General features: G+C 57.9%; 19 protein-coding genes. 9 read left to right on the forward strand and 10 right to left on the reverse strand.

Annotated features, from left to right (window positions below; translation table 11 throughout):
* Positions 1-20: 20 nt before the first annotated feature.
* Positions 21-503, forward strand: a complete 483-nt coding sequence (locus tag ABD827_RS08495; protein WP_344964070.1) for an FKBP-type peptidyl-prolyl cis-trans isomerase — start codon at positions 21-23, stop codon at positions 501-503.
* A gap of 102 nt (positions 504-605) precedes the next feature.
* Here ABD827_RS08495 and ABD827_RS08500 read toward each other — a convergent pair whose 3' ends face one another.
* The gene (locus tag ABD827_RS08500; RefSeq protein ID WP_344964072.1) at positions 606-1,061 is read right to left on the reverse strand and encodes an aminoacyl-tRNA deacylase; all 456 of its coding nucleotides are present in this window, start codon (positions 1,059-1,061) and stop codon (positions 606-608) included.
* A gap of 364 nt (positions 1,062-1,425) precedes the next feature.
* Here ABD827_RS08500 and ABD827_RS08505 point away from each other — a divergent pair, with 364 nt between their 5' ends.
* Together ABD827_RS08505 and ABD827_RS08510 are read left to right on the forward strand one after the other, a co-directional pair.
* Positions 1,426-1,680, forward strand: coding sequence for a hypothetical protein (locus tag ABD827_RS08505; protein ID WP_344964074.1), 255 nt, complete (start codon positions 1,426-1,428; stop codon positions 1,678-1,680).
* A 378-nt stretch (positions 1,681-2,058) separates the two neighbouring features.
* Entirely contained in the window at positions 2,059-2,391 is a 333-nt protein-coding gene (locus ABD827_RS08510; RefSeq protein WP_344964075.1) for a hypothetical protein, read from the forward strand.
* A gap of 724 nt (positions 2,392-3,115) precedes the next feature.
* Here ABD827_RS08510 and gorA read toward each other — a convergent pair.
* On the reverse strand, positions 3,116-4,468 hold the full coding sequence (gorA, locus tag ABD827_RS08515) for a glutathione-disulfide reductase (RefSeq protein ID WP_344964077.1): 1,353 nt from the start codon (positions 4,466-4,468) through the stop codon (positions 3,116-3,118).
* A gap of 220 nt (positions 4,469-4,688) precedes the next feature.
* Here gorA and prlC point away from each other — a divergent pair, with 220 nt between their 5' ends.
* The 4 genes from prlC (at position 4,689) to ABD827_RS08535 (ending at position 10,965) form a co-directional block, all read left to right on the forward strand.
* Complete coding sequence (prlC, locus tag ABD827_RS08520) at positions 4,689-6,731, forward strand: oligopeptidase A (RefSeq protein WP_344964080.1); 2,043 nt, start codon at positions 4,689-4,691, stop codon at positions 6,729-6,731.
* Positions 6,732-6,866: 135 nt separating this feature from the next.
* The gene (locus tag ABD827_RS08525) at positions 6,867-7,625 is read left to right on the forward strand and encodes a class I SAM-dependent methyltransferase (RefSeq protein ID WP_344964082.1); all 759 of its coding nucleotides are present in this window, start codon (positions 6,867-6,869) and stop codon (positions 7,623-7,625) included.
* Positions 7,626-8,250: 625 nt separating this feature from the next.
* On the forward strand, positions 8,251-9,126 hold the full coding sequence (locus tag ABD827_RS08530; protein ID WP_344964085.1) for an MBL fold metallo-hydrolase: 876 nt from the start codon (positions 8,251-8,253) through the stop codon (positions 9,124-9,126).
* A gap of 285 nt (positions 9,127-9,411) precedes the next feature.
* On the forward strand, positions 9,412-10,965 hold the full coding sequence (locus tag ABD827_RS08535; protein ID WP_344964087.1) for a methyl-accepting chemotaxis protein: 1,554 nt from the start codon (positions 9,412-9,414) through the stop codon (positions 10,963-10,965).
* A 2-nt stretch (positions 10,966-10,967) separates the two neighbouring features.
* Here ABD827_RS08535 and ABD827_RS08540 read toward each other — a convergent pair whose 3' ends face one another.
* The 4 genes from ABD827_RS08540 to ABD827_RS08555 all read right to left on the reverse strand — a co-directional run bounded on the left by ABD827_RS08540 (position 10,968) and on the right by ABD827_RS08555 (position 16,024).
* On the reverse strand, positions 10,968-12,875 hold the full coding sequence (locus tag ABD827_RS08540; RefSeq protein WP_344964089.1) for a methyl-accepting chemotaxis protein: 1,908 nt from the start codon (positions 12,873-12,875) through the stop codon (positions 10,968-10,970).
* A 57-nt stretch (positions 12,876-12,932) separates the two neighbouring features.
* A complete protein-coding gene (locus ABD827_RS08545; RefSeq protein ID WP_344964091.1) occupies positions 12,933-13,931 on the reverse strand; it encodes a CobW family GTP-binding protein in 999 nt (332 codons plus the stop codon).
* A 152-nt stretch (positions 13,932-14,083) separates the two neighbouring features.
* The gene (locus ABD827_RS08550) at positions 14,084-15,058 is read right to left on the reverse strand and encodes an MDR family oxidoreductase (RefSeq protein ID WP_344964093.1); all 975 of its coding nucleotides are present in this window, start codon (positions 15,056-15,058) and stop codon (positions 14,084-14,086) included.
* Between the two features lie 99 nt (positions 15,059-15,157).
* Positions 15,158-16,024, reverse strand: a complete 867-nt coding sequence (locus ABD827_RS08555; RefSeq protein WP_298721523.1) for a carboxylate/amino acid/amine transporter — start codon at positions 16,022-16,024, stop codon at positions 15,158-15,160.
* A gap of 464 nt (positions 16,025-16,488) precedes the next feature.
* On the opposite strand from ABD827_RS08555, the gene ABD827_RS08560 reads away from it, so the two are divergent.
* Positions 16,489-17,412, forward strand: coding sequence for a LysR family transcriptional regulator (locus ABD827_RS08560; RefSeq protein WP_298721526.1), 924 nt, complete (start codon positions 16,489-16,491; stop codon positions 17,410-17,412).
* Between the two features lie 3 nt (positions 17,413-17,415).
* Here the strand turns inward: ABD827_RS08560 and ABD827_RS08565 are convergent, their stop codons facing one another.
* The 3 genes from ABD827_RS08565 to ABD827_RS08575 all read right to left on the reverse strand — a co-directional run bounded on the left by ABD827_RS08565 (position 17,416) and on the right by ABD827_RS08575 (position 20,041).
* Positions 17,416-17,856, reverse strand: a complete 441-nt coding sequence (locus ABD827_RS08565; RefSeq protein ID WP_298721529.1) for a universal stress protein — start codon at positions 17,854-17,856, stop codon at positions 17,416-17,418.
* Positions 17,857-18,013: 157 nt separating this feature from the next.
* The gene (locus tag ABD827_RS08570; protein WP_344964097.1) at positions 18,014-18,814 is read right to left on the reverse strand and encodes an ion transporter; all 801 of its coding nucleotides are present in this window, start codon (positions 18,812-18,814) and stop codon (positions 18,014-18,016) included.
* Between the two features lie 54 nt (positions 18,815-18,868).
* Complete coding sequence (locus ABD827_RS08575) at positions 18,869-20,041, reverse strand: methyltransferase (protein ID WP_344964099.1); 1,173 nt, start codon at positions 20,039-20,041, stop codon at positions 18,869-18,871.
* Positions 20,042-20,137: 96 nt separating this feature from the next.
* Here ABD827_RS08575 and ABD827_RS08580 point away from each other — a divergent pair, with 96 nt between their 5' ends.
* On the forward strand, positions 20,138-21,310 hold the full coding sequence (locus ABD827_RS08580; RefSeq protein ID WP_344964101.1) for a BaiN/RdsA family NAD(P)/FAD-dependent oxidoreductase: 1,173 nt from the start codon (positions 20,138-20,140) through the stop codon (positions 21,308-21,310).
* Here the strand turns inward: ABD827_RS08580 and ABD827_RS08585 are convergent.
* Positions 21,307-22,182 (reverse strand): aldo/keto reductase, encoded by an 876-nt coding sequence (locus tag ABD827_RS08585; RefSeq protein ID WP_344964103.1) that lies wholly within the window; start codon positions 22,180-22,182, stop codon positions 21,307-21,309. The genes ABD827_RS08580 and ABD827_RS08585 overlap by 4 nt on opposite strands.
* Positions 22,183-22,389: the final 207 nt, after the last annotated feature.

Raw genomic sequence — 22,389 nt, forward strand, 5'->3', positions numbered from 1 at the left:
CAACACAGGCGGACTAACCGATGCAAGTTGCAGACAACACCGTAGTACAGTTCAACTACACCCTGAAAAGTGAAGACGGCCAGGTGCTGGACACCAACGTCGGCAACACGCCGCTGGCCTATTTACATGGCCATAACGGCATGATGGAAGGCCTGGAAAAAGCGCTGACCGGCAAGGAAGAAGGCGAAAGCTTCAGCGTTACCCTGACCCCGGAAGAAGGTTACGGCGAGCGTAGAGACGACATGATCCAGCGCGTACCGGTCAAGCATCTGCACGGTGCCAAGAAGTGGAAAGCGGGCATGATGGCCACGGTGCACACCGAGCAGGGCGAGCGCCAGGTAACGGTAGCCAAGGTCGGCAAGTTTATGGCGGACGTGGACATGAACCATCCCCTGGCCGGTTTGACGCTGAATTTTGATCTGGAAGTGGTCAGCGTACGTGCCGCCACCGAAGAAGAGCTGGAGCACGGCCACGCCCACGGTGAAGGTGGTCACCACCACTAAAACCAGCTTTAAGCCGTAAGCTTTAAGCGGTAAGAAAAAGACTAAACAAAAAAGGCCGAGCTGTTGCTCGGCCTTTTTTGTTGGCTGCGGCACACGCCTGAGCTAGTCGGTAAACTGCTTGGGCTGAACCAGTTTCAGGTAGTCTTTCACGGGCAGGCTGAACAGCTCGCGGTAACTGCCGGCACTGAACACGATTTCTTGCTGATGGGCGAGTTCGGTGTCGATATACACCGGCATTTCATACAGGTTGCCAAAGGGCGGCAGGGCGCCGACCTGGCAGTCGGGAAATTTCTCGCGAAAGTCGTTTTCATGCAGAAAGGCCACCTCCTGTGCCGACAGCGCCTGGGCCAGGGTGTCGGTATGAATCTTCTTGGGGGCGGGCACCACTATCATGGTCATCTGACCATCCAGCGTCATGATCACCACCTTGGCCATCACCCTGCCCGGTACATGGGCGACTTCGGCCACATCCTGGGCGGTAAACGCCGGCGAATGGGTAATGACCCGATATTTGACCCCCTGTTGATCCAGATATTGTTGTAATCGTTGGGCCGGCATAACAAATCCTCCTCGACAAATGCTTCACGCGGTTGAAGTATAGGTCATGGGGGAACGCTGACGGCTGGGCGTATGTATAGAGGCAGCAGGGTTGCTAACGCCGACGCGCTTAACCCGCATCCATGCGGCGCTCGGCAAATGCCGTCCCTGGCATTTGACGGTCGGCTACAGCAATCCCTGCTGCCTCTCTCATCGGTATGGTGTTGCCGGTGGAAAGCGCTAATCAAAAGGCCAAGGGGCAAAAATCAAGACCTGCCCCCGTTATGTGCGCGCTGGTGATGACCTTATGTGAATTTTATCAATTTCTGGACGCTACAGAAGCTCAGGACTACTCTATCTACGGCAATGTAACAAGGAGCGTATTATGTCTTTGAGTAAAGAGTGGGAAGAGCAACATCTTACTGAAAAAGGATGGGTCCAAGGTAACATCAGATATGATCATGCGTTTGATAAAAACGAAACTCCAAAAGGCGTATTTTTAACTGTTCGAAAGGAGAGTTATATTGGTGCTATAGGTGCAGATGTAAATGAAACATTTTCAGAGAAAACTCACATAAATAATCCGGATAAAATCAAAGAGCTTAAATCGAAATATGGTGAACCGGATTTCGGCGTGTAGGCCAAAGTGATAATAACTGACGTCTTAGCTACGTACATAAAAAATAAGGATAAGTGTCAAAAAATCAATCAACCATGCACCTTTCATGTGCTGAGTGGAGCAAAGCTGCGCCGGTTATTGATGGGTTAGCTGCTTAAATCAGTCCTTTACTAAGTTGAAGAAGCTTATAAGTGTAGGGGAATTCTTTACACTTTGGTTATGTGCTAATTTTTGTATGGATGTTTTCAATGTTTCTAGATGGAGTATCATATGAGGCATGTTTATATATTTATCCTTTTTTAATTCCAAATATTCTCAATGCTGACGAGTACACTGAGCTTGAACAGCGATTTAATCGTAATGTTTCACAATATATGCTTTCAGTTTTCGGGGGGGCACATGCATAAAGAACTGAATGCTGAAGGTAAAAGTGATGAGGAGGCAAATATTATAGTTAAAGAGTTCTTAGATGGAATGTCCCATTGTTTCATGTACAGTTTGGTTAGTTTACCTAAAGACGTAGGTGAGCATATGTACAAAGATATTGCGGATGGTATTAATATGAGAATAGCTAAAGATAATGCCGAAAAGCGATGGTTAACACTTGTAGAGGATGGAAAATTCACTAAGGAACAAGTTTTCGAGAGGGTCGAACGAAGTGATGTTATACGTGTGATTTGTAATAAAAAATTGAAAACCTCGCTTAGTGGTAAATATCACCTCCGTAACTGACGTTAATTCTTTCTCAACTAAAAAAACCAATGCGACTTGGATATCACCGCTTTAACGGACACGCCTCGATAACCATAGCTTTAGTATGATACTTTTTTAAAATTCAGCTCGTATCCAAAGCCACGGAATTGGCTGCAGAAGACTTTTTAGTATGAAACTTTATTACTCTCCCACATGAACATTCAAGCGGTTCTAGCCACAGGGCGGGAGCATACTTTGCTGTTAATTTAACCAAAGAATAACTGAGCTCGGTAATCGTCGTTCCAACTGGCCCGTTTCAGTTTGTTGCGCTGACTCGGTGAGCCGCACTGTAGGTACTTGGGGTCTGGTCTTGCTTCTTGCCTTATGCAGCAAAAAACTTGAGTGGGAAGACAGGGGCAGCAGGGGAAAAAGAAAGACCTGAACCCCGTGATGCTCTATTAAAAAGAAGTCCATATGAAGCCTTGTCATAGGCAGATCGGGTTGAAAGTTGGAATGGAGAATTGCCGGCAGACGGGACCAACAGACGGCACCAGATCATCAGGGAGGACAAAGGGATTCGCTCCGCCGGCCATCACATGACAGGGATGTCATGTGCTGAGCGTCACATGGATGTGCTTGAGCGAGTCAGCGGAGCGGACCCTTTGTTCGACCTTTATCGAGTACCGAAAGCGGACATCGGTTTAATGGTTTAAAACAACAAAGCCGAGCAATCGCTCGGCCTTTTACTTTCTATATCAATCGATTAACGCATCGTGACGAATTCTTCGGCGCCGGTCGGGTGTATGGCTACACAGGCGTCGAAGTCGGCTTTGGTGGCGCCCATTTTCACCGCCACGGCAAAGCCTTGCAGAATTTCGTCCATGCCGAAGCCGATGCCGTGAATGCCTACCACCTTCTCGTTGTCACCCACACACACCAGCTTCATCTTGCAGGGCTGGCGGTGGCTGGTCACGGCGGTGTACATGGCGGTAAAGGACGAGGTGTATACCTTCACCTGGTCGTCGCCGTGCTGCTCGCGCGCTTCGGGTTCGGTTAGCCCCAGGGTGCCGATGGGCGGATGGCTGAATACCACGGTGGGGATCAGGTCATAGTCCATTTTGGCGTCGGGCTTGTTGTTGAACAGCCGCTCCGACAGCTGGCGACCGGCCTTTACCGCCACCGGGGTCAGCTCTACATAGCCGATGTTGTCACCCACCGCATACACGCCGTTGGCGGTGGTGTTCTGGTATTCGTCGACCTTGATGTAGCCGTGCTGATCGACCGAGATACCGGCGGCTTCCAGGTTCAGGCTCTGGGTTAGCGGACGACGGCCGATGGCCCAGATCAGGCAGTCCACATTGAGCTGCTCGCCGTTGTCCAGATGCAGGGTCAGGCTGCCGTCACTCTGTTTTTCCACGCTCTTGGGCACGGAATGAGTGTGCAGGTGCGGACCTTCGCTGGCCATCACTTCCACCAGGGTGTCGGTGAGCAGCGGGTCGAAGTTGCGCAGCGGAGCGTGTTTGCGCACCAGCAGATGGGTTTCGGAACCCAGGGCGTTCATTACTCCGGCCAGTTCTACCGCTATGTAGCCGGCACCGACTACCGCTACCCGCTTGGGCTGCTCGTTCAGCTCGAAGAAACCGTTGGAGTCGATGCCGTATTCGGCACCGGGAATGTGCGGAATGATCGGCTCGCCACCGGTGGCGATAAGAATGTGATCGGCGGTGACTTCTTCGCCGTTCACCTCAAGGGTATGGGCATCCTTGAAGCGGCCGAAGCCCTTGATTACCGTGATGTTGTTGTTGCCCAGCACCCGGTCGTAAGACTGGTGAATACGGCCGATATAGGCCTGGCGGCTTTCAACCAGTTTCGACCAGTCGTGGCCCTTCAGTTCGACATCAAAGCCGTAATCGGCGGCATAAAGCTTGACCGCATCGGCAATCTGGGCGCCGTGCCACATGACTTTTTTGGGTACGCAGCCGACGTTGACGCAGGTGCCGCCCAGGTCTTTGGCTTCAATCAAGGCTACTTTTTTACCGTGCATGGCGGCGCGGTTGGCGGAGGCGATGCCGCCGCTGCCGCCACCGATGGCGATATAGTCGAAATGCTGTGCCATATGTCTGCTCCCTGGAATAAGTGGGGGTCAATTAACGCTGTCGGCCGATTGTACACCAAGTTTTAGTGAATAAGGCGGTCAGTAAATAGCCATTCCGATGCGCTACAGGGCGCTTGGCGCATGAAAAGCTTGAACATTGTCGTCATTATCACCATGTTAGGGGTATTCCCACCCTTGCCCGCAGGCAAGGCGGTGGCCAAAACAATAAGAGGTACAGCACATGACCAACCCGCTACTGACCATGGACGGCCTGCCGCCGTTCAGCCAGATCAAACCGGAACAGGTAAAGCCGGCATTAGAGCACGCCATTGCGGACAGCAAGAAGCGGGTCGAAACCGTGCTGGCCTGCGATGACGCCTTCACCTGGGACAACCTGGTCGCGCCGCTGGAAGAGGTGAATGATCGCCTCGGCCGCATCTGGTCACCGGTCAGCCATCTCAACAGCGTACTGAACAGCGATGAGCTGCGTCAGGCCTATGAGTCCTGTCTGCCGCTGCTGTCCGAGTACCACACCTGGATGGGTCAGCACGAGGGGTTGTTCGAGGCCTATCAAAGCCTGGCGGAGCGCGACAGTTTCAAGAAACTGAGCCTGGCCCAGCAGAAGGAAGTGGATAACACCCTGCGTGACTTCCGTCTGTCCGGTATTGCGCTGGAAGCGTCGCAAAAACAACGCTTTGGCGCCATCAAAACCCGGCTGTCGGATCTGGCATCCGGCTTCTCCAACCGGGTGCTGGACGCCACCCAGGCCTGGACCAAACAGATTACCGATAAAAACCAGCTGGCCGGCCTGCCCGAGTCGGCGCTGGCCGCCGCCAAGGCGCAGGCCGAAGCCCGCGAGCTGGACGGCTGGGTGTTTACCCTCGACATTCCGTCTTATCTGCCGGTGATGATGTATGCCGACGATGCGGCCCTGCGTGAAGAGCTGTACCGCGCCTACTGCACCCGGGCCTCGGATCAGGGCCCCAATGCCGGCGAGTTCGACAACACCGCCACCATTGAAGAGATTCTGGCGCTCAAGCAGGAGCTGGCCGAGCTGCTGGGTTATGAAAATTACGCCCAGCTGTCGCTGACCACCAAGATGGCCGAGAACGAACAGCAGGTGCTGGACTTCCTCAACCAGCTGGCCGAGCGCAGCTACCCCCAGGGACAGGCCGATCTGGCCGAGCTGACCGAGTTTGCCCGCGAGCACCACGGCATAGAGCAGCTTAACGCCTGGGACGTCACCTATTACGGCGAAAAGCTCAAGCAGCACAAATACACCATTTCCGATGAAGAACTGCGCCCTTACTTCCCCGAGCACAAGGTGGTACACGGCCTGTTCGAGACCGTTAAGCGCCTGTTCGGGGTCAAGGTGGTCGAGCGCTTCGGGGTAGAGGTATGGCACCCGGATGTGCGCTTCTTCGACATCTATGATGAAGAAGGCGAACTGCGCGGCAGCTTCTATCTGGACCTGTACGCCCGCGCCAACAAGCGCGGTGGTGCCTGGATGGACGACTGCATCGGTCGCCGCTACCGCGAAGACGGCAGCCTGCAAAAACCGGTGGCCTATCTCACCTGCAACTTCAACGGCCCGGTGGGCGATACGCCGGCGCTCTTTACCCACAACGAAGTCGAGACCCTGTTCCACGAATTTGGTCACGGCATTCATCACATGCTGACCAAGGTCGACGTGGCCGGGGTGGCGGGCATCAATGGCGTAGCCTGGGATGCGGTCGAGCTGCCCAGCCAGTTCCTGGAAAACTGGTGCTGGCAGCCCGAGGCGCTGGCGTTTATTTCCGGCCATCATGAAACCGGTGAACCGCTGCCGGCCGACTTGCTGGAGCGCATGCTGGCGGGTCGCAACTTCCATTCGGCGCTGATGATGCTGCGCCAGCTGGAATTCGCCCTGTTCGACTTCCGCCTGCACATGGCCTCCAACGGCGCCACGCCGGGCCGGGTGCAGCAGATTCTGAACGAGGTACGCAAAACCGTATCGGTACTGCCGCCACCGGCGTTCAACCGCTTTCAGCACAGCTTCGCCCATATCTTTGCCGGCGGCTATGCGGCGGGTTATTACAGCTACAAGTGGGCCGAAGTGCTGTCGAGCGACGCCTTCTCCCGGTTTGAAGAAGAAGGGGTGTTCTCGGCCAAAACCGGGCGCGACTTCCTGCATGCCATTCTGGAGCAGGGTGGTTCCAAGGAGCCGATGGAACTGTTCAAGCAGTTCCGTGGCCGGGAGCCGAAAATCGATGCCCTGTTGCGGCACTCGGGCATTACCGCCTGAGGCACGGCGTCATTTGTTCAATGCAGTCAGCCCGGTCATAATGACCGGGCCTGAGAGGCGCCGAACATGCCTTTACCCGGTTTGATGAGACTCGACGGCTGGCCCTGTGCCAGCCGTTTTTAATGGTAACTATCGATGAGTGATGATCTGATCCCCCTGAGTGTGGTGCTGGAAGACCCCGAGCTGCAGCAGCAAGCCGACCAACTGACGTTGGCCATGCAGGGCGTGGCCGCCGCCGCGCCCTTCGCCCTGGTACTGACCGAGGGGCGGCTGGAACTGCGCAAGCTGGACGAACCCAAGCTGGGCGGTGTGTATGTGGATCTGGCCGAAGGGGCGGTCGCGCACCGGCGCAAGTTTGGCGGCGGCCGGGGCCAGAGCATCGCCAAAGCCGTGGGCCTCAAGCATGGGCACATGCCCACCGTGGTAGACGGCACCGCCGGCCTGGGGCGAGATGCCTTCGTGCTGGCGTCACTGGGCTGCAAGGTTATTCTGTGCGAGCGTCATCCGGTGGTGCATGCGCTGCTGGCCGACGGCCTGCGCCGGGCGGCGCAGGATCCGGAAATCGGTGACTGGATTGGTGAGCGGCTGACACTGCTGCCCTTCGGCCAGACCCTGGCCGACATAAAACAGCAGCCGGACGTGGTGTATCTGGACCCCATGTTTCCGCACAAGAAAAAGGCGGCGCTGGTCAAGAAAGAGATGCGGGTGTTTCATTCGCTGGTGGGCCCGGACGAAGACGCCGATGCGCTGTTGCCGCTGGCGCTGCAACTGGCGCGGGCGCGGGTGGTGGTGAAGCGACCCGGCTACGCCGGCTTTCTCAACGAGGTGAAACCCTCGGCCCAGATTGAAACCAAAAACAACCGCTTCGATCTTTACGTTAAACAGGCACTGTAACCCCCGCCGGGGCGGCGTACACCGCCCCGCGTGTTCGCGGTTTCATTCAAATGTCCCTCTTTTTGCCGACCAGCTGCCAATACCCCACAGACCTGTGCCAGAGTTTGTGCAGAAATATACCAATCTGTAAAACTAACTGATCTGTTTAGCTGTCCTGTAAAGGTCGAACGAAAGCTCTACTCCACCGACACGCTGAACCGCATCCCTGCGACGCTCAGCACATGACGTCCTGTCATGTGATGGTCGCTGGAGTGGAACCCTTCATTCGCCCCTCTGCTGCGGCGTCGCCTGTGGGAGCGCCCTGCAGAGAACTCGGTGCTTAAGAAGAGGGAACAGAGATCGGCTCCCACGACCGTGAAATGCCAAGGATGGCATTTCACGAACCCCCATGGGGCAGCTTGCTGCCGAATATCTTTGTTGGGTAATGGACCAAATATCCAGTGAATATTCGCAGCCATTCCCCAGCAAAGATGGCTAGCCCAGTGGCGTGTCGTGGGAGGTGACTCTGTTTCCTCTCGTGTCCAGCTTTGAAATAGATCATATTTTTATTTAGATTGGAATTAATGCGATAACCTTTAATTTAGATTATTCTAATTTAAATGGATTACTTCTGGAGAGCAGGGTTATGACGCAACATCAGGCACCACAGGTTAAGGCATTTCTCGACCACGACAGCGACACCTTCAGTTACGTGGTGTATGACCACTCGGGTGGGCAGGCGGTGATTATCGACCCGGTACTGGACTTCGACTATGCCTCCGGCCGTACCCGCACCACCTCGGCCCGGCAGCTGGTGGACTTTGTGCGCGAACAACAGCTGAGCGTGCCCTGGATTCTGGAAACCCACGCCCATGCGGATCATCTGTCGGCGGCGCCTTTTCTGCGCCAGCAACTGGGCGCAAAGGTGGCGATTGGCGAGCACATAACCGCGGTGCAAGCGGTGTTTCGCCAGCGGTTTGCGCTTGAGCCGACGTTTGTGGCCGACGGCAGCCAGTTCGACCATCTGTTTGCCGACGGTGACTGCTTCGAGGTTGGCGAGCTGCAAATTCGGGTGATGCATACCCCCGGCCATACCCCGGCGGATCTCAGCTATGTGGTGAACGAGCAGGCGGTGTTTGTGGGCGACACCCTGTTCATGCCCGACCTCGGTACGGCCCGTTGCGACTTTCCCGGTGGCAGTGCCAGCCAGTTGTATGGCTCTGTTCGGCAGTTACTGGCGCTGCCGGACGACACCGCCATCTATATTTGCCACGACTACCCCAAGGAAGGCCGGGAGCACCGTTATCACACCAGGGTGGCCGAGCAGCGCCAGCATAACATTCACGTGCGTGACGGCATCGACGAAGCCGCTTTTGTGCACATGCGCACCGAACGGGATGCCACCCTGGGCATGCCCCGGCTAATTCTGCCGGCCATTCAAATCAACATTCGTGCCGGACAAATGCCGCCGGCAGACGAACAGGGCCGGTTGTTTCTCAAGATCCCGATTACGGTGCAGTAATCGCTGGCGAGTTATAGACGTTGTCAGGTAAACGGATGACTTCCGCGTGGGTCTTTTCTGTGATTATCTTTTTAAATCTCAAATGCCATTTTTAATATGTTTTATGTCGTTTTAATCGTTAATTACTTTATGTTTTACAAATTTTCAGAGGGAATATTTTTCGCTTGATGTTGGGGTGTGCTGTCGTACGTAGCGAGTAACAATTATTTAACGCTTGTCGACTTGCCGAATAGGGTGATCGCGCTAAAGCTGAAGGGGGATAATAATCGCAAGGATGCAATAATAATGAGAAAAAATGTTCCTGTTACCCAGACCGAAAGAACATTTCCGAGCACGGAAAAACTGATTTCCTCAACCGATATACAAGGCAATATATTGCACTGCAATGATGCTTTTGTTGCCGTGAGTGGATACAGCCGGGAAGAACTGATCGGACAACCGCACAATATTGTTCGCCACCCCGATATGCCGCCGCTGGCATTCAGAATCATGTGGGAGCACCTCAAGGCCGGCAAGCCCTGGATGGGCATGGTCAAGAACCGTTGTAAAAATGGTGATTACTACTGGGTTGATGCCTACGTGACGGCCATTACCGAAAGCGGCAATGTCATTGGTTTTGAATCGGTACGCTCCTGCCCCAACCGGGAAGATATTGCCCGGGCCGAGCAGTTTTATACTCACGGCCACAAGGTCCGGGACATGAGTCGGGTTGGCAGCATGGCGTTGCAGAGCCTGCCATGGCTGGTGGGAGTGGGCGGAGCCGGCATAGTGTTTGGCATGGGTCATGTGACCGGTTCACTGGCCTGGCTGTCACTGTCGATAGCGGTCTATGCCTTGGTCTGCAACCTCGGACATCGACGTATCATGCAGCAGATTGATGCCTTGCTGGGCGATGCCTTTCGCCATGAACTGGCGGTGACCACCTACACCAGGGACAGTGGGTTGCTGGGCAGAATCAAGGTGGGTATTTGTAGTGAAAAGGCCAGACTCAATGCCGTTGTAACCCGGGTTGAAGATGCGGCCCGTCAGGTTACCCATCAGTCTGAAGCCGGGCTGGGTTTGTCTCGGCAGGCGACGTCGGGCATTCAGCGTCAGCAGCAGGAAACCGAAATGGTGGCCACCGCCATGCACCAGATGACCACCACCATCAACGATGTGTCCGGGCATGTGCAGGAGACGGCACGGCAGGCGGAAACGTCCAACGAGCTGGCAATACAGGGGCGGGAGGTGGCGCTGACCACCCGCAAGTCCATCGAGCAGCTCAGGCAGACGGTAGAAGACATCAGAGGCTCTGTGCTTCAGCTTTCCGAGCAGACCGGGCGTATTGCCCAGGTTGCTATGATGATTGAACAGATTGCCGGGCAAACCAATTTACTGGCACTGAATGCGGCCATTGAAGCGGCGCGAGCCGGTGAGCACGGCCGAGGCTTTGCGGTGGTGGCCGATGAAGTCAGGCAGTTGGCGCAGCGCACACAGCATTCAACCAGCGAAATACACCAGATACTCGATGCCTTCAAGCAGCAGGCCGTCACCTCGGTGCAGGCGGCGGAACATGGCCGGGAAGACGCCGAGGCCGGCCTGGCCCGGGTGATGGAAACGGAAAATATGCTGTCGGGTATTTCGGCGGCGGTAGGCACCATTGCCAATATGTCCAGTCAGATGGCCACCGCCGTTGGCGAGCAGGCCCATGTTGCCGGCGATATCAATGTGCAGTTAAACAACATTTCGGTATTGTCTCGTTCCAGCCTGGCGCGGGCAGATGAAGCCTCCTCCAGCATGGAAGGACTACAGTCGGTCTCCGACGGGCTCTACGATCTGCTGATACGTCTGCGTCGCTGACCTTATTGCAGCATCTCGGTAATGGTGCCGGCCTGGCCCCTAATACGTTGTACTACCTGTCCGGCCCGTTCCGACACCTGGGTTGATTGCAGTTTGAGATCATCCATCAAGGCCATAAAGCGGCTCAGCTCGGCGGCCTGACTGTCGGCATGGCCGGCACCCTGTTCGGCCATCGAGGTGGTGGCCTGCGAGGTCGCCCTGACCTGTTCGGTCACTTCCATCAAGGTTTGTGCCTGACCATGCTGGGCCTCGGCGGCCCCCATCATCTTGCTGATGGTCTGGTTGAGCTCGTTGCTGGCCAGCCGCAGCCGTTCCATGATGTTGCCGATTTCGGTCAGCGATCCCTGAGTGCTGCCGGACAGCTTGCGTACCTCATCGGCCACCACCGCAAAGCCACGACCGTGCTCTCCCGCCCGCGCCGCCTCGATGGCCGCATTCAGTGCCAGCAGATTGGTCTGCTCGGCAATCTGTTGAATGACCCCGATAATGGCGGAGGCATCGTTGACCGAGTCGTTCAGGCTGCTCAGTGCCTGCTGGCCGGTCAGGGCCGCTTGCTGGCTTTGTTCGGCGGTGTGTACCAGTTGCTCCACTTTTTCCCGGCTGACGCCCATGGCCTGCAGGTTGTCGCGGGCGGTGAGGGCGATATCGTCGGTGGCCTGGCGCATCTGCTGGGCCAGGTGGTTGAGCTCGTTGACCATGTTGACGCTGCCATTCATGGTGTTGTCGGTGGTCTGGGTATGCTGCTGAATATCCAGCACTTCTTCCACCATCTGCTCCAGCGCCGCCGATACATGGCCCAGCTGTTCGGCCCGGCTCTGTTGCTGGCGTTGCAGCTGGTCGATCAGGCCATTGAAGCTGGTGGCGATCTGGCCCAGCTCGCTGTTGGGGTGGGTGACGGCCAGGGTGGCGAGCTGGCCGTTCTGCAGCAGCTGACCAAAGGCATTGCGTAACTGGTGCAGCCGTTTAACCACCAGTTGGCGTTGAAACAGATAGCTGAGCAGGGCAAACAACAGCAGGGCGGCACACAAACCGATCAGCAGCAGCACCAGCTGCTTGTAGTCGGCCTGTCGCGCGCTTTCCTGTTGCTCCACCAGCTGGTCCAGCTGTTGTTCAATGGTGGTCAGCCCGGCGGTGAGGGCGGCCGAAGCCTGGCTGCGCAGCGCCAGGTTGCCGCCGGTATTGGCAAGCTCCTTGGGGTAGCGACGCAGCAGGCTCAATACTTCGCGTTTGGGGGCTTCACCCACTTCTACCGGTTTGGGTTGGCGCAGGGCGAATTCGTCGACTTCCTGTTGCTGATAGATGCCCAGCAGCGGCAGGGCCTGCAGTTCGGCGGCCAGTTTGTTCAGCTCGGCGAGCTGAAAATCCAGAGAAGCCTTGATACTGGATCCCTTGCCGGCGATATAACCCTGACGCAGGTGAATAAGCCGGGGCAGAGCGGCCAGCATCTCGGCGACAAGGGTACGATAACGGTCTGCGAGAGGCCGGTCTATATCGGCGTAGCGGGCCAGCGCCCTGAGCTGGTCGGCCAGTTCCTGCTCTGCATGCTGCAGCAACTGCTGGCTGTTGCCGGACAGCTTGCCTGCCGCACGAAAATCGTGGCTCAACTGTCGCTGCAGGTCTTGCACTGTCTGTTTGGCCGACTCGGCCTCGGGGTAGGAGGTCAGGGCCTCGGCCATGCTTTGCAGTTGCTGCTCGGCGGTGGTCATCAGGCTGGTGTCGCCTTGCTCAAGGTAGGCGGAAATGGTGCGATACAGGTCGATGTTGGCATCCCGGCGCAGCTGCTCCAGCCCGGCCCGGCTCTGCTCGCCCTGTTGCAATCGCTGGTCTCCCAGATAAAAGGCGCCGGCCAGTACCAGCGCCAGCATGATCAGCAATAACGAAGACAATAACGAAAACAGCGACACCTTCATTGGTCAGACCCTAATGTATCCTTGTGGTCCGCAGATTAAGACAAAATCATGACAGTTTTATGATGAGGGCAGTGACAGTACCGTTTGCATCAGTTGTTTATGCAGCGGGTGCGCCATCAGCGGGTCGGGATCGATCAGCTCCAGACGGCCTTCTTTCTGCGACGCGATGCGATAGACGCTGAGCTGATCATCCACCTTGTTAAAGGCGCGCCAGCCGTCTTCTACCCGCAATACCGCCTTCAATCGGGCCACCTTCAGCTCGCGACAGAAGCTTTCCACTGCCTGCAAGTCGAAACAGACCTCGTCGAGAAAACGCCAGCCAATCGAATAATGCTCCTGCCCGTGGTTGCTGTAACGGCGCCAGGGTTGGCTGCGGCTGAGCCGGGGGCCCGAGTCGGCAATCAGCGGACGAGCGACATTGCCGGCGTGAGCCTGGGGGCTGGCGGCCTTGCGCTCGGCGTGATGCGTCTGCTGCAGCCACTGCTGATCCAGCTGTCCCTGAGTCACCGCCACCAGCTGCTGGGGTGGCTGCTGTTGTGCTATGTCCTGGCGCAGGGCGTCAAGCTGTGCCGGCTCGCACAGTTCGGTCTTGTTGGCCACTATGATGTCGGCCAGCGCCAGCTGATCCCGGTAGGTGTCGTGCTCCTGATAGCGTGCATCGGTCCATTGGCGCGGGTCGACCACACAGAAGGTGGCGCCCAGTTGCAGCACATCCTGATAATGCTCGGCGGTCAGGGTGTCCAGAATACGGCTGGGATGGCCCAGGCCGCTGGGCTCGATGAACAGCCGGTCCGGTTTGGCCTTGTGCAGCAGGGCGTTGAGCCCTATCTGAAAGGGCAGGCCGGACACGCAGCACAGGCAGCCGCCGGGCACTTCCTTGATCATGGCGCCCTGATCGGTGAGCAGGGCACCGTCGATGCCGACTTCCCCGAATTCGTTGACCAGAATGGCCCAGCGTTCCTGCTCCGGTTTGTTGGCCAGCAGGTGGCGCAGCAGGGTGGTTTTGCCGGTGCCGAGAAACCCCATGACGAGATGGGTGATAACGGGAGTGGTCATGGTTGCGTCCACAGAGAATGGTTTTGTTATCTTATAACATGTTTGGGGAAGGAAAAAGACGGCGTATTAATGAGGAAGCATATTGGGGAAGGTGTGGGCAAAACGTCCAGACCGCCGACGCGCATGACGCGTCGGCGGTATTCGGTTACGGCTTAAGGCTGAATCAGTACCCGGCCCTTGAGTTTGCCGGCCAGCAGATCCCGGGCGGCCTCGGCGGCGTGCTCCAGCGGATAAACCTCGGCCTGTTCTTCAAAGTCCAGCGGCAGGCTGTCTTGCAGTCGTTGCCAGGCTTCGATGCGTTTTTCTTTGGAGACATAAACCGAATCGATACCCTGCAGCTGCACCCCGCGCAGAATAAAGGGCATGACGGTGGTGTTGAGTGCCACGCCGCCGGCCAGGCCACAGGACACCACCACGCCGTTCATCTTGGTCTGGCTGAGAATACGGGCCAGGGTGCGGCCACCGACGGCATCGATGGCGCCGGCCCACTGCTGGGATTCAAGCGCCGCCGGCTCCTTGTCGAGCTCGGTGCGATCGATAACCTGGCTGGCGCCCAGAGACAGCAGCCATTCTTTATGCTGCAGCCGGCTGGTTTCGGCATGCACCTCAAAACCGGCCTTGGCCAGCAGCCGCACCGCCACCGAGCCCAGGCCACCGCTGGCGCCGGTAACCAGTACCGGGCCCTGATCCGGGGTTATGCCGGCCCGCTCCAGTGCCATCAGACCGAGCATGGCGGTAAAGCCGGCGGTGCCGATGGCCATGGCGCGCTTGGCGGTCATGCCGGCGGGCATGGGCACCAGCCAGTCGCCCTTGGCACAGGCTTTTTCTGCCAGGCCGCCCCAATGCTTTTCGCCCACGCCCCAGCCGGTGAGAATGACTTCATCACCGATGCGGTGATCCGGGTGGTCCGAGGCCAGCACGGTTCCGGCGTAGTCGATGCCCGGCACCATGGGCCACTGGCGGACTATTTTGCCCTTGCCGGTAATGGCCATGGCATCTTTGTAGTTGAGGGTGGAATAATCGACCTTGACCAGCACGTCACCGGCGGTGAGCTGACTTTCGTTGAGCCGCTGCAGGCTGGCGAGGGTGTCTTTACCTGATTCTTCTAGTAGCAGAGCTTTGAACATCTCTTATCTCCTGGCACGGTTTCCTGGAACCCAGTGTAAGGAGACTGGGGCGGAAAGCCATGCCGAAAAGCAGCAAATATCGATTTTGTGAGCCCGGCGTCATCCGGCCCGGGCGGCAGTGGCCGGTTTGATCCAGGCCTCGTTAAGCCAGAGCGATGCGACAAGTATGAGTCCGCCCAGGCCGAGGCGCAGCAGGTCGGCATCCCGGTTCCAGATCAACAGGTTGACCAGCAGACCGGCGGGTACCAGGGCGTTGTTCATGATGGCCAGGGCGCCGGCATTGACCAGAGTGGCGCCCTTGTTCCACAGAAAATAGCCCAGGCCGGAGGCACCGAAGCCCAGCCACAGCAGTATGCCCCATTGCAGATGGGTGGCGGGATACCTGTCTCCGCCCAACAGCAACCAGGCGGGCACTACCACCGCCAGCGCGCCCAGATAGAAATAGCCGAACAGCTTGTGCTGGGGCGGGTGGGCGGGATAGCGCTCCATCAGTACCTTGTAGCCTACCTGCCCCAGGGCAAAACAGAGGTTGGCACCCTGTACCACCGCAAAGCCGAGCAGATAGCGGTCGGTGAGGCCGTCGAAGCGAATGACCAGGGCGCCGATGACCGCCAGCGCGGCGGTCAGCAGGTAACCGGGGTTGAAGCGCCGATGCAGCAGGTCGTAGATAAGGGTGACGTAAATCGGGGTGAGTACGGTAAAGATCAGCACTTCCGGCACCGTGAGCAGCAGAAACGACTGGTAGTAAAACAGATACATGAGCCCCAGTTGCAGGGCGCCGCAGGCCATCAGTCCCAGGGCCAGGCGCGGTGGCTGGCGCCAGGACATCAGCGGCATAAACAGCAGGGTCGCCATGCCAATGCGGCTGAGTACGGAAAAATAGCTATCGACACTAGCGGCCAGATAAACACCGATCAGGCTGAAAGAGAAGGCCCACAACAGGGTTACGGACATCAGATAAGGCATGATGAAAACTTCGATATTGGTCAGAACGGGGCGCCATAATGGCGTAAAGTGCAGGGATAATCCAGAATGCGGCCCATAAAAAAAGCCGGCGCAATGCACCGGCCCGGGACCAACATCAGGTTTGTCATAAAGGAGAGAATGACGTCCCTAAACAAGGTGGTTTAACACCACACGCAGAACTGTCGGGCGCTTGCCCACAATAGGTTGTCAGCGTGGTTACCCACGCCGCCCGGTCTTGAATATTCCGTTTGTACCGCCATTGTCGGATTACCTCGAATAATCCGTCAACGACGATAGACAGGCAGTACCCCCCATGATGCCACCATGCCCAGAACCTTGTTCGACCCGGCTGTCGGATGAATTGCTTCACCACGCCGACGATAAACTTGTTTGAGGGCGCTATTCTATGGTCTGATCACTTATGTCAAAAATGAATTATCATCATAAAGCCATGGTGAATATCGATGGATAATCTGTACCAACGGCTGGATCTGAACCTGTTGCGGGTGTTCGACGTGCTGATGCAAAGCCGCAACGTTACCCGGGCCGCCGAGCAGCTGAACCTGTCCCAGTCGACGGTCAGTCATGCCCTGGCCCGGTTGCGGCAGACGCTGGACGACCCGCTGTTCGTGATGACCCGCAAGGAAATGCGGCCGACGCAAAGGGCCCAGGCGCTGGCGGCGCCGGTGCGCCAGGCCCTGCTGCTGCTGGAGCAGGGGGTACGGCAGTCGGCGGGGTTTGATCCGGCTTTGTCCCGGCGTACCTTTCGGCTGGCGGTGCCGTCGTCCATCGAGCACGGCGCCGTGCCGCTGCTGGTGGAGTTGCTGCATCAACGGGCGCCGGCTTGCCGCCTGGCGGTAACCGAACTGGTACATTCCGATTATGAAGACAGCCTGTCTCGCGGCGGCCTGGATCTGGTGGTGGCCTTCGCCGATGGCGATCACCTGTCACCCCGGCTGCTGGTCGAGCCCTGGTTCGACAACCCCATGATGTGCCTGTCGGCCCTGACCAGCGAGTTGCCCGAGCGGCTTTCTGCCGAGTTGCTGGTGGGCTGGAGTCATGTGTCCACCTCGACCTGGGGGCACAATCAGACCCTGATTGAAAGCTGGCTGAAGAAAAAGGGACTGGAGCGGCATATTGCCGTGTGGGTGCCGAGCTTCGAGGCCCTGCCCAAGTTGCTGGCGACCGGCCGATATCTGGCCATGGTGCCGGAGCTGATAGCGCGGGATTTTTGTCACTATTACCCGTTGCAGCAACATCGGCTGAGCGAGTCTTTACGCAGTACCTATGTATTGGCGCAGCATCCGCTGACCGAGTTTGACCCGGCGCTGATCTGGTTGAGGCAATTACTGGAGGAAGTGGGCGACCGGCTGTGCCAGTCGCCCTGAACATCAGTTTTTGGGCAGGGGGACCACCAGCAGATCACAGGGGACCGTGTTCATCAGCTGACGCGCCGAGGAAGTGAGCAGGCTCCAGAAGCTTTGCTCGTGGCCGCAAATCAGCAAATCAACCTGATGCTGATCGACCGCTTCGTTCACTTTCAGCGCCAGATCGCCGCAGATGACCAGCTTTTTCTCGATGGGGTAGTCGATGCCGGCCAGGTAATCTTCCAGGCGCTGCTTGGCGTCGGCGACCACCTGATCCTGAATGTTGTCGATATCGATGTCGATCATCTCGGTATAGAGATCCTTGAGATCCACATCCACATGAATGACTGACAATTTGGCGTTGTTGGCCCGAGCTCTGTCTACTGCCTTGGCGATGACCTTGCGATTGCTTTCGCTCATGTCAACGGCAGCCAGTATGTGTTTATACTGATAGGGTTCTGTCATTGCACCTCTCCTTTTTTATAAGTCTATCAATCCATTAGCCGATAAACCGTGAGCTGTATGGAACTTCTGCAAGCCCCCAGCTGTTCAGCAGCATAGGCCAGATATTGGTCAGGATACAAGCAGAACCCGCTCGGGATTGACGGATATTGTGTGGCCGTCAGGGTTCTTTGCCCTGCAGCAATGATTTGAGCGCACCGATTTCCGCTCTGAGCGAGGCCACCTCGCCCTGCAACGCGTTCAGGCGCTGTGTCAGCTCTTCCTGGTTATGTGCTTCACCGGCCTGGATATGCCGCTCCGAGGTTTCCAGCTGCTGTCCTGTTTTGGGATTCAACAGGGTGGAGGCAACCAGGCCCGAGATACCGGCGAACAGCGACACCCCGGTAAAAATGACGATAGCGGAGATCACTCTCCCGGCGGTGGTGACCGGATAGTGGTCGCCGTAGCCGACGGTGGAAATGGTGACCAGGGCCCACCAGATGGCGTCTTCGGCGGTGTCGATATTGGAGCCGGGCGCGCCGGCTTCGGCCATCAGAATGGCGATGGCGCTGCCCCCCAGTACCACCACCAGGACCAGCAGCATGGAGGCCAGTACCGTGCTTTCGCTGTTCTTCCACAGATGGCGAATCACCTGATTGGCCACCCGCAGCATGCGCAACACCCGCAGTACCTGAAAAATCCGCCCATAGCGCAACACGTCAATCGCCGGAATCGAGGCGATAAAGTCGATCCAGTGCGTGCTTAAAAAGCGCCGCTTGTTGGGTGCGACCAGCAAGCCATAGAAAAAATGACTGAGTAAAATCATGCAGATGGACGTATCTACATAGAGCAGCAGCTCTTTTTCTGTCTCATCGAAAGGGCCAAACTGGTACAGCACTATGGCCACCACCGAGATGATGGATAACACCATCATCACCAGGTCGAAGGCGCTGGGGGGAATGATGCGCAATGATGTTTTCACGGGCTCTCCTGTCCGTTTCACGACTTCGCCCTGCGGGCGGGGTGAAAGGTCCTGTTATGTTTTATTGGCTTGCAGCAGATAGCGGCGCGGGGTATTGAGCCGGTCGGTAAAGGTGCCGAGGCTCACGCGATAGCCCTGCTCTTCGAGGTACAGGGCGCGATCCAGCAGCAACCACAGCTCCAGCAGATAACGGTACCGGTGGCGCACCAGCTCGATGCGTTTCACCAGCAGACGGCGGCTATCGGCCCGTTGCAGCCAGTGCTCGCCGTCGATGCTGTCCGGCACCGGCAGCGACTTCTGCTCACAGGCCCAGCGGGCAAAGTCGGCAAAATCGCCACTCAGCAGCCGTTTGGGAAAGGCCGGCAGCGGTAGATAATCGAGGCTGCCGGTCAGGCTCTGTTGCAGTTCGTCGAACGCCAGCCGCCAGGTCAGCTCGATGTGGCGCAGGCGGCGCACCCGTTCGCCCCCGGTGACCTGTTGCTGCAACGGCAGCCGCAGGCTCTGGCGATCCAGCTGCAAGTTTTGCTGCCGGCCGGCGGCCGACAGCGGGCGGTAATGCTCACCGTCGATCAGGTGATAGCAACAGGGTGACAGCGCCAGCCGGCGCGTGCCGGCGGCGGCGGCATGGCGCAGAAAACGCAAATGCAGTTCGCCGCAGGCGTGCAATGCCAGCGCCTGTTGTTCGGGCCGAAACCACTGGGCGGCATCGGCGCTCAGGGCATCGGCACACACAAAGTGATGGTCGAGCGTCAGCTGCCCGGCGAGTTGCTCGCCCTGGCGGCATAAATCGGCATTCCATTCCAGGCTGGTCACCGGTTGTGTATCTTGCTGGGCCAGCAGGCGACCCAGGTGGCCCTTGCCGGCACACCATTCCAGTATGGGGTGTTCTGTGGTGATATTGGCGGCAAAATCCCTGATTTGCGCCCATTTTCGGCCGGGAATGCCGTTGCTCCAACGCGGAGTGGCGTAGTCGGCTGCCCGTTTCAGCTCGGGTAACTGAAAATCATGAGCCGCCACCATGTCGGGCCGGAATGGCGCCAAAAAGGCCAGGGCGGCGGTGTCGTCTTCGTCCAGGGCGTCGAGTTGGGCTTCATTTGGCGCCATCAGCGCCGGTGCCAGCTCGGGCCAGGGCAGCGCCTTGCAGGCGAAGGGGGCAAGTTGCCAGTCACCGCGGGTACGGTGCAGCAGGGCGCTCAGCTGTTGAAATTGTGCGGCGAGAATACTCATGGCGCGAATTATAACCCTGTCGCCGGTGTCGGCATAGCCGAGCGGCGGTGCGATCGCTAGAATAGCGCCTTTGTTGTCAGCGAGAGTGTGAGTGCCATGAAAGCCTGGGATGTAATTGTGATCGGTGCCGGTGCCGCCGGTCTGATGTGTGCCGCCGAGGCGGGCAAGCGGGGCCGCAAGGTACTGCTGCTGGATCACGGCAAGCGCATCGGTCGCAAAATACTGATGTCGGGCGGCGGGCGCTGCAACTTCACCAATTATTTCGTGGAGCCGTCCGCCTACTTGTGTGGCAACCCGCATTTCGTCAAGTCGGCGCTGGCGCGCTATACCCAGTGGGACTTCATCGCGCTGGTAGAAAAACACGGCATCGCCTATCACGAAAAGACCCTGGGCCAGCTGTTCTGCGATGATTCTGCGCAGAACATCGTCGATATGCTGGTAAAAGAGTGTGAAGACGCCGGGGTAACCATACGGCTGCGCGCCGACGTTCTCAACGTCGACCGACTGGGCGACGGTTTTATGGTGGCCACGGCCACCGAGGAAGTGAGCTGTCAGTCACTGGTGGTGGCCAGCGGCGGCCTGTCGATGCCCAAGATTGGTGCCTCGCCCTTTGGTTACAAGCTGGCGGAGCAGTTCGGGCTCAAGGTGCTGCCTACCCGTGCCGGTCTGGTGCCTTTTACCCTGCAGCCGGAAGACAAGGCTACCCTGGAGCCGCTGGCCGGGGTGTCGCTGCCGGTGGTGGCCGAAAGTGAAGACGGCACCCGTTTCGCCGAAAGCCTGCTGTTTACCCATCGCGGCGTGTCCGGCCCCTCGGTGCTGCAGATTTCGTCTTACTGGCAGGCGGGCGAACAGGTGCAGTTCGAGCTGCTGCCCGCCGGTCGGCTGACTCAGGGCGTGGCCGACAGCCCCAATCAGGAACTTAAAACCTGGCTGAGCCGTTACCTGCCCAAACGGCTGGTAGAAACGCTGCTGGAGCGGGAAGGCATCACCAACAAGCCGCTAAAGCAGTATGTGCCCAAAGAGCTGGCGGCCATCGAGCAGTTGTTGTCCGCCTGGCCATTGAAACCCGGCGGCACCGAGGGCTACCGCACCGCCGAGGTGACCCTGGGCGGCGTGGATACCAATGAACTCTCATCCAAGACCATGATGGCCAGCAAGGTGCCCAACCTCTATTTTATCGGCGAGGTGGTGGATGTGACCGGTTGGTTGGGAGGCTACAACTTCCAGTGGGCCTGGAGTGCCGGCTGGTGCGCCGGCCAGGTAGTTTAAACAATATCCAGCGCTGTCTTGCGGCCGGGAGCCGGAAAGGCGGCATCCAGTCGGGCCAACGCTTCGTTACTCAACACCAGGTTCAGGGCCTCGGCGTTCTGGCGTACGTGCTCCGGCTGCACCGCCTTGGGAATGGCGATCACGTCGCGTTGACCGTCGACCGGGCGAATGGCCCAGGCCAGCAGCAGCTGGGGCACCGTAACCTTTAGTTCGGCGGCAAGGGCCTGCAGTTCGGGGTGACCGAACAGCTCACGACGCAGGCGGCCGCCCTGAGCCAGCGGGCAGTAGGCCATGACCGGCATGTTCTGCTGGCGTTGCCAGGGGCGCAGCGAATGCTCTATGCCCCGAGAGCCCAGGTGATACAGCACCTGATTGACGGCGCTGTCGTCACCGCTCAGCCGATGCCATTGCTGCAGTTCGTCGATGTCGAAGTTGGACACCCCGAAACGCTTTATCTTGCCGGAGGCCTGCAGTTGCTCGAAGGCGTGCAAGGTTTCTTCCAACGGAATGCTGCCGGGCCAGTGCAGCAGATACATATCCAGATAATCGGTGCCCAGTCGCTGCAGGCTGTCTTCACAGGCCTGAATGGCGCTGCGCTTGCCCGCATTCCAGGGATACACCTTGGACACCAGAAACGCCTGTTCCCGCCGCCCTTTGAGCGCCTCGCCCACCACTTCTTCGGCACCGCCGTCTGCATACATTTCGGCGGTATCGATCAGCCGAAGCCCCAGATCCAGCCCTTGCTGCAGGGCGCGCACTTCATCGCGACGGGGAGCCAGACCTTCGCCCATGTACCAGGAACCCTGACCGATGGCGGGCAGGGTAACGGCGGCCTGGGTGGCGGTAGCCTTGAGGGTAACGGTGGTGTCCATGATGACCTCTCGATAATGAACTATGGAAGTGGTTTCCACATTGTGGTTACTCTGTATGGTGACGCAGCGAATGGGCCTTTGCAACGCTCCGGTGCTTGCTTTTGAACAGGGCTTGCGCTTGACTCGGTCTTGGTAACCAGGATGCAAGGCCGAGCGGGGTGTCCCGGTTAACCGTTTACTCCGGGCTCAGGCCAGACCGTCGGCACG

This window comes from Oceanisphaera sediminis (assembly GCF_039539745.1).
In the GTDB taxonomy this organism is placed as follows: Bacteria; Pseudomonadota; Gammaproteobacteria; order Enterobacterales; family Aeromonadaceae; genus Oceanimonas; species Oceanimonas sediminis.

Coding starts and splice junctions, on each gene's coding strand:
- ABD827_RS08495 (WP_344964070.1), top strand. CDS start 21: ATGCAAGTTGCAGACAACACCGTAGTACAGTTCAACTACACCCTGAAA.
- ABD827_RS08500 (WP_344964072.1), bottom strand. CDS start 1,061: ATGCCGGCCCAACGATTACAACAATATCTGGATCAACAGGGGGTCAAA.
- ABD827_RS08505 (WP_344964074.1), top strand. CDS start 1,426: ATGTCTTTGAGTAAAGAGTGGGAAGAGCAACATCTTACTGAAAAAGGA.
- ABD827_RS08510 (WP_344964075.1), top strand. CDS start 2,059: ATGCATAAAGAACTGAATGCTGAAGGTAAAAGTGATGAGGAGGCAAAT.
- gorA (WP_344964077.1), bottom strand. CDS start 4,468: ATGGCACAGCATTTCGACTATATCGCCATCGGTGGCGGCAGCGGCGGC.
- prlC (WP_344964080.1), top strand. CDS start 4,689: ATGACCAACCCGCTACTGACCATGGACGGCCTGCCGCCGTTCAGCCAG.
- ABD827_RS08525 (WP_344964082.1), top strand. CDS start 6,867: ATGAGTGATGATCTGATCCCCCTGAGTGTGGTGCTGGAAGACCCCGAG.
- ABD827_RS08530 (WP_344964085.1), top strand. CDS start 8,251: ATGACGCAACATCAGGCACCACAGGTTAAGGCATTTCTCGACCACGAC.
- ABD827_RS08535 (WP_344964087.1), top strand. CDS start 9,412: ATGAGAAAAAATGTTCCTGTTACCCAGACCGAAAGAACATTTCCGAGC.
- ABD827_RS08540 (WP_344964089.1), bottom strand. CDS start 12,875: ATGAAGGTGTCGCTGTTTTCGTTATTGTCTTCGTTATTGCTGATCATG.
- ABD827_RS08545 (WP_344964091.1), bottom strand. CDS start 13,931: ATGACCACTCCCGTTATCACCCATCTCGTCATGGGGTTTCTCGGCACC.
- ABD827_RS08550 (WP_344964093.1), bottom strand. CDS start 15,058: ATGTTCAAAGCTCTGCTACTAGAAGAATCAGGTAAAGACACCCTCGCC.
- ABD827_RS08555 (WP_298721523.1), bottom strand. CDS start 16,024: ATGCCTTATCTGATGTCCGTAACCCTGTTGTGGGCCTTCTCTTTCAGC.
- ABD827_RS08560 (WP_298721526.1), top strand. CDS start 16,489: ATGGATAATCTGTACCAACGGCTGGATCTGAACCTGTTGCGGGTGTTC.
- ABD827_RS08565 (WP_298721529.1), bottom strand. CDS start 17,856: ATGACAGAACCCTATCAGTATAAACACATACTGGCTGCCGTTGACATG.
- ABD827_RS08575 (WP_344964099.1), bottom strand. CDS start 20,041: ATGAGTATTCTCGCCGCACAATTTCAACAGCTGAGCGCCCTGCTGCAC.
- ABD827_RS08580 (WP_344964101.1), top strand. CDS start 20,138: ATGAAAGCCTGGGATGTAATTGTGATCGGTGCCGGTGCCGCCGGTCTG.
- ABD827_RS08585 (WP_344964103.1), bottom strand. CDS start 22,182: ATGGACACCACCGTTACCCTCAAGGCTACCGCCACCCAGGCCGCCGTT.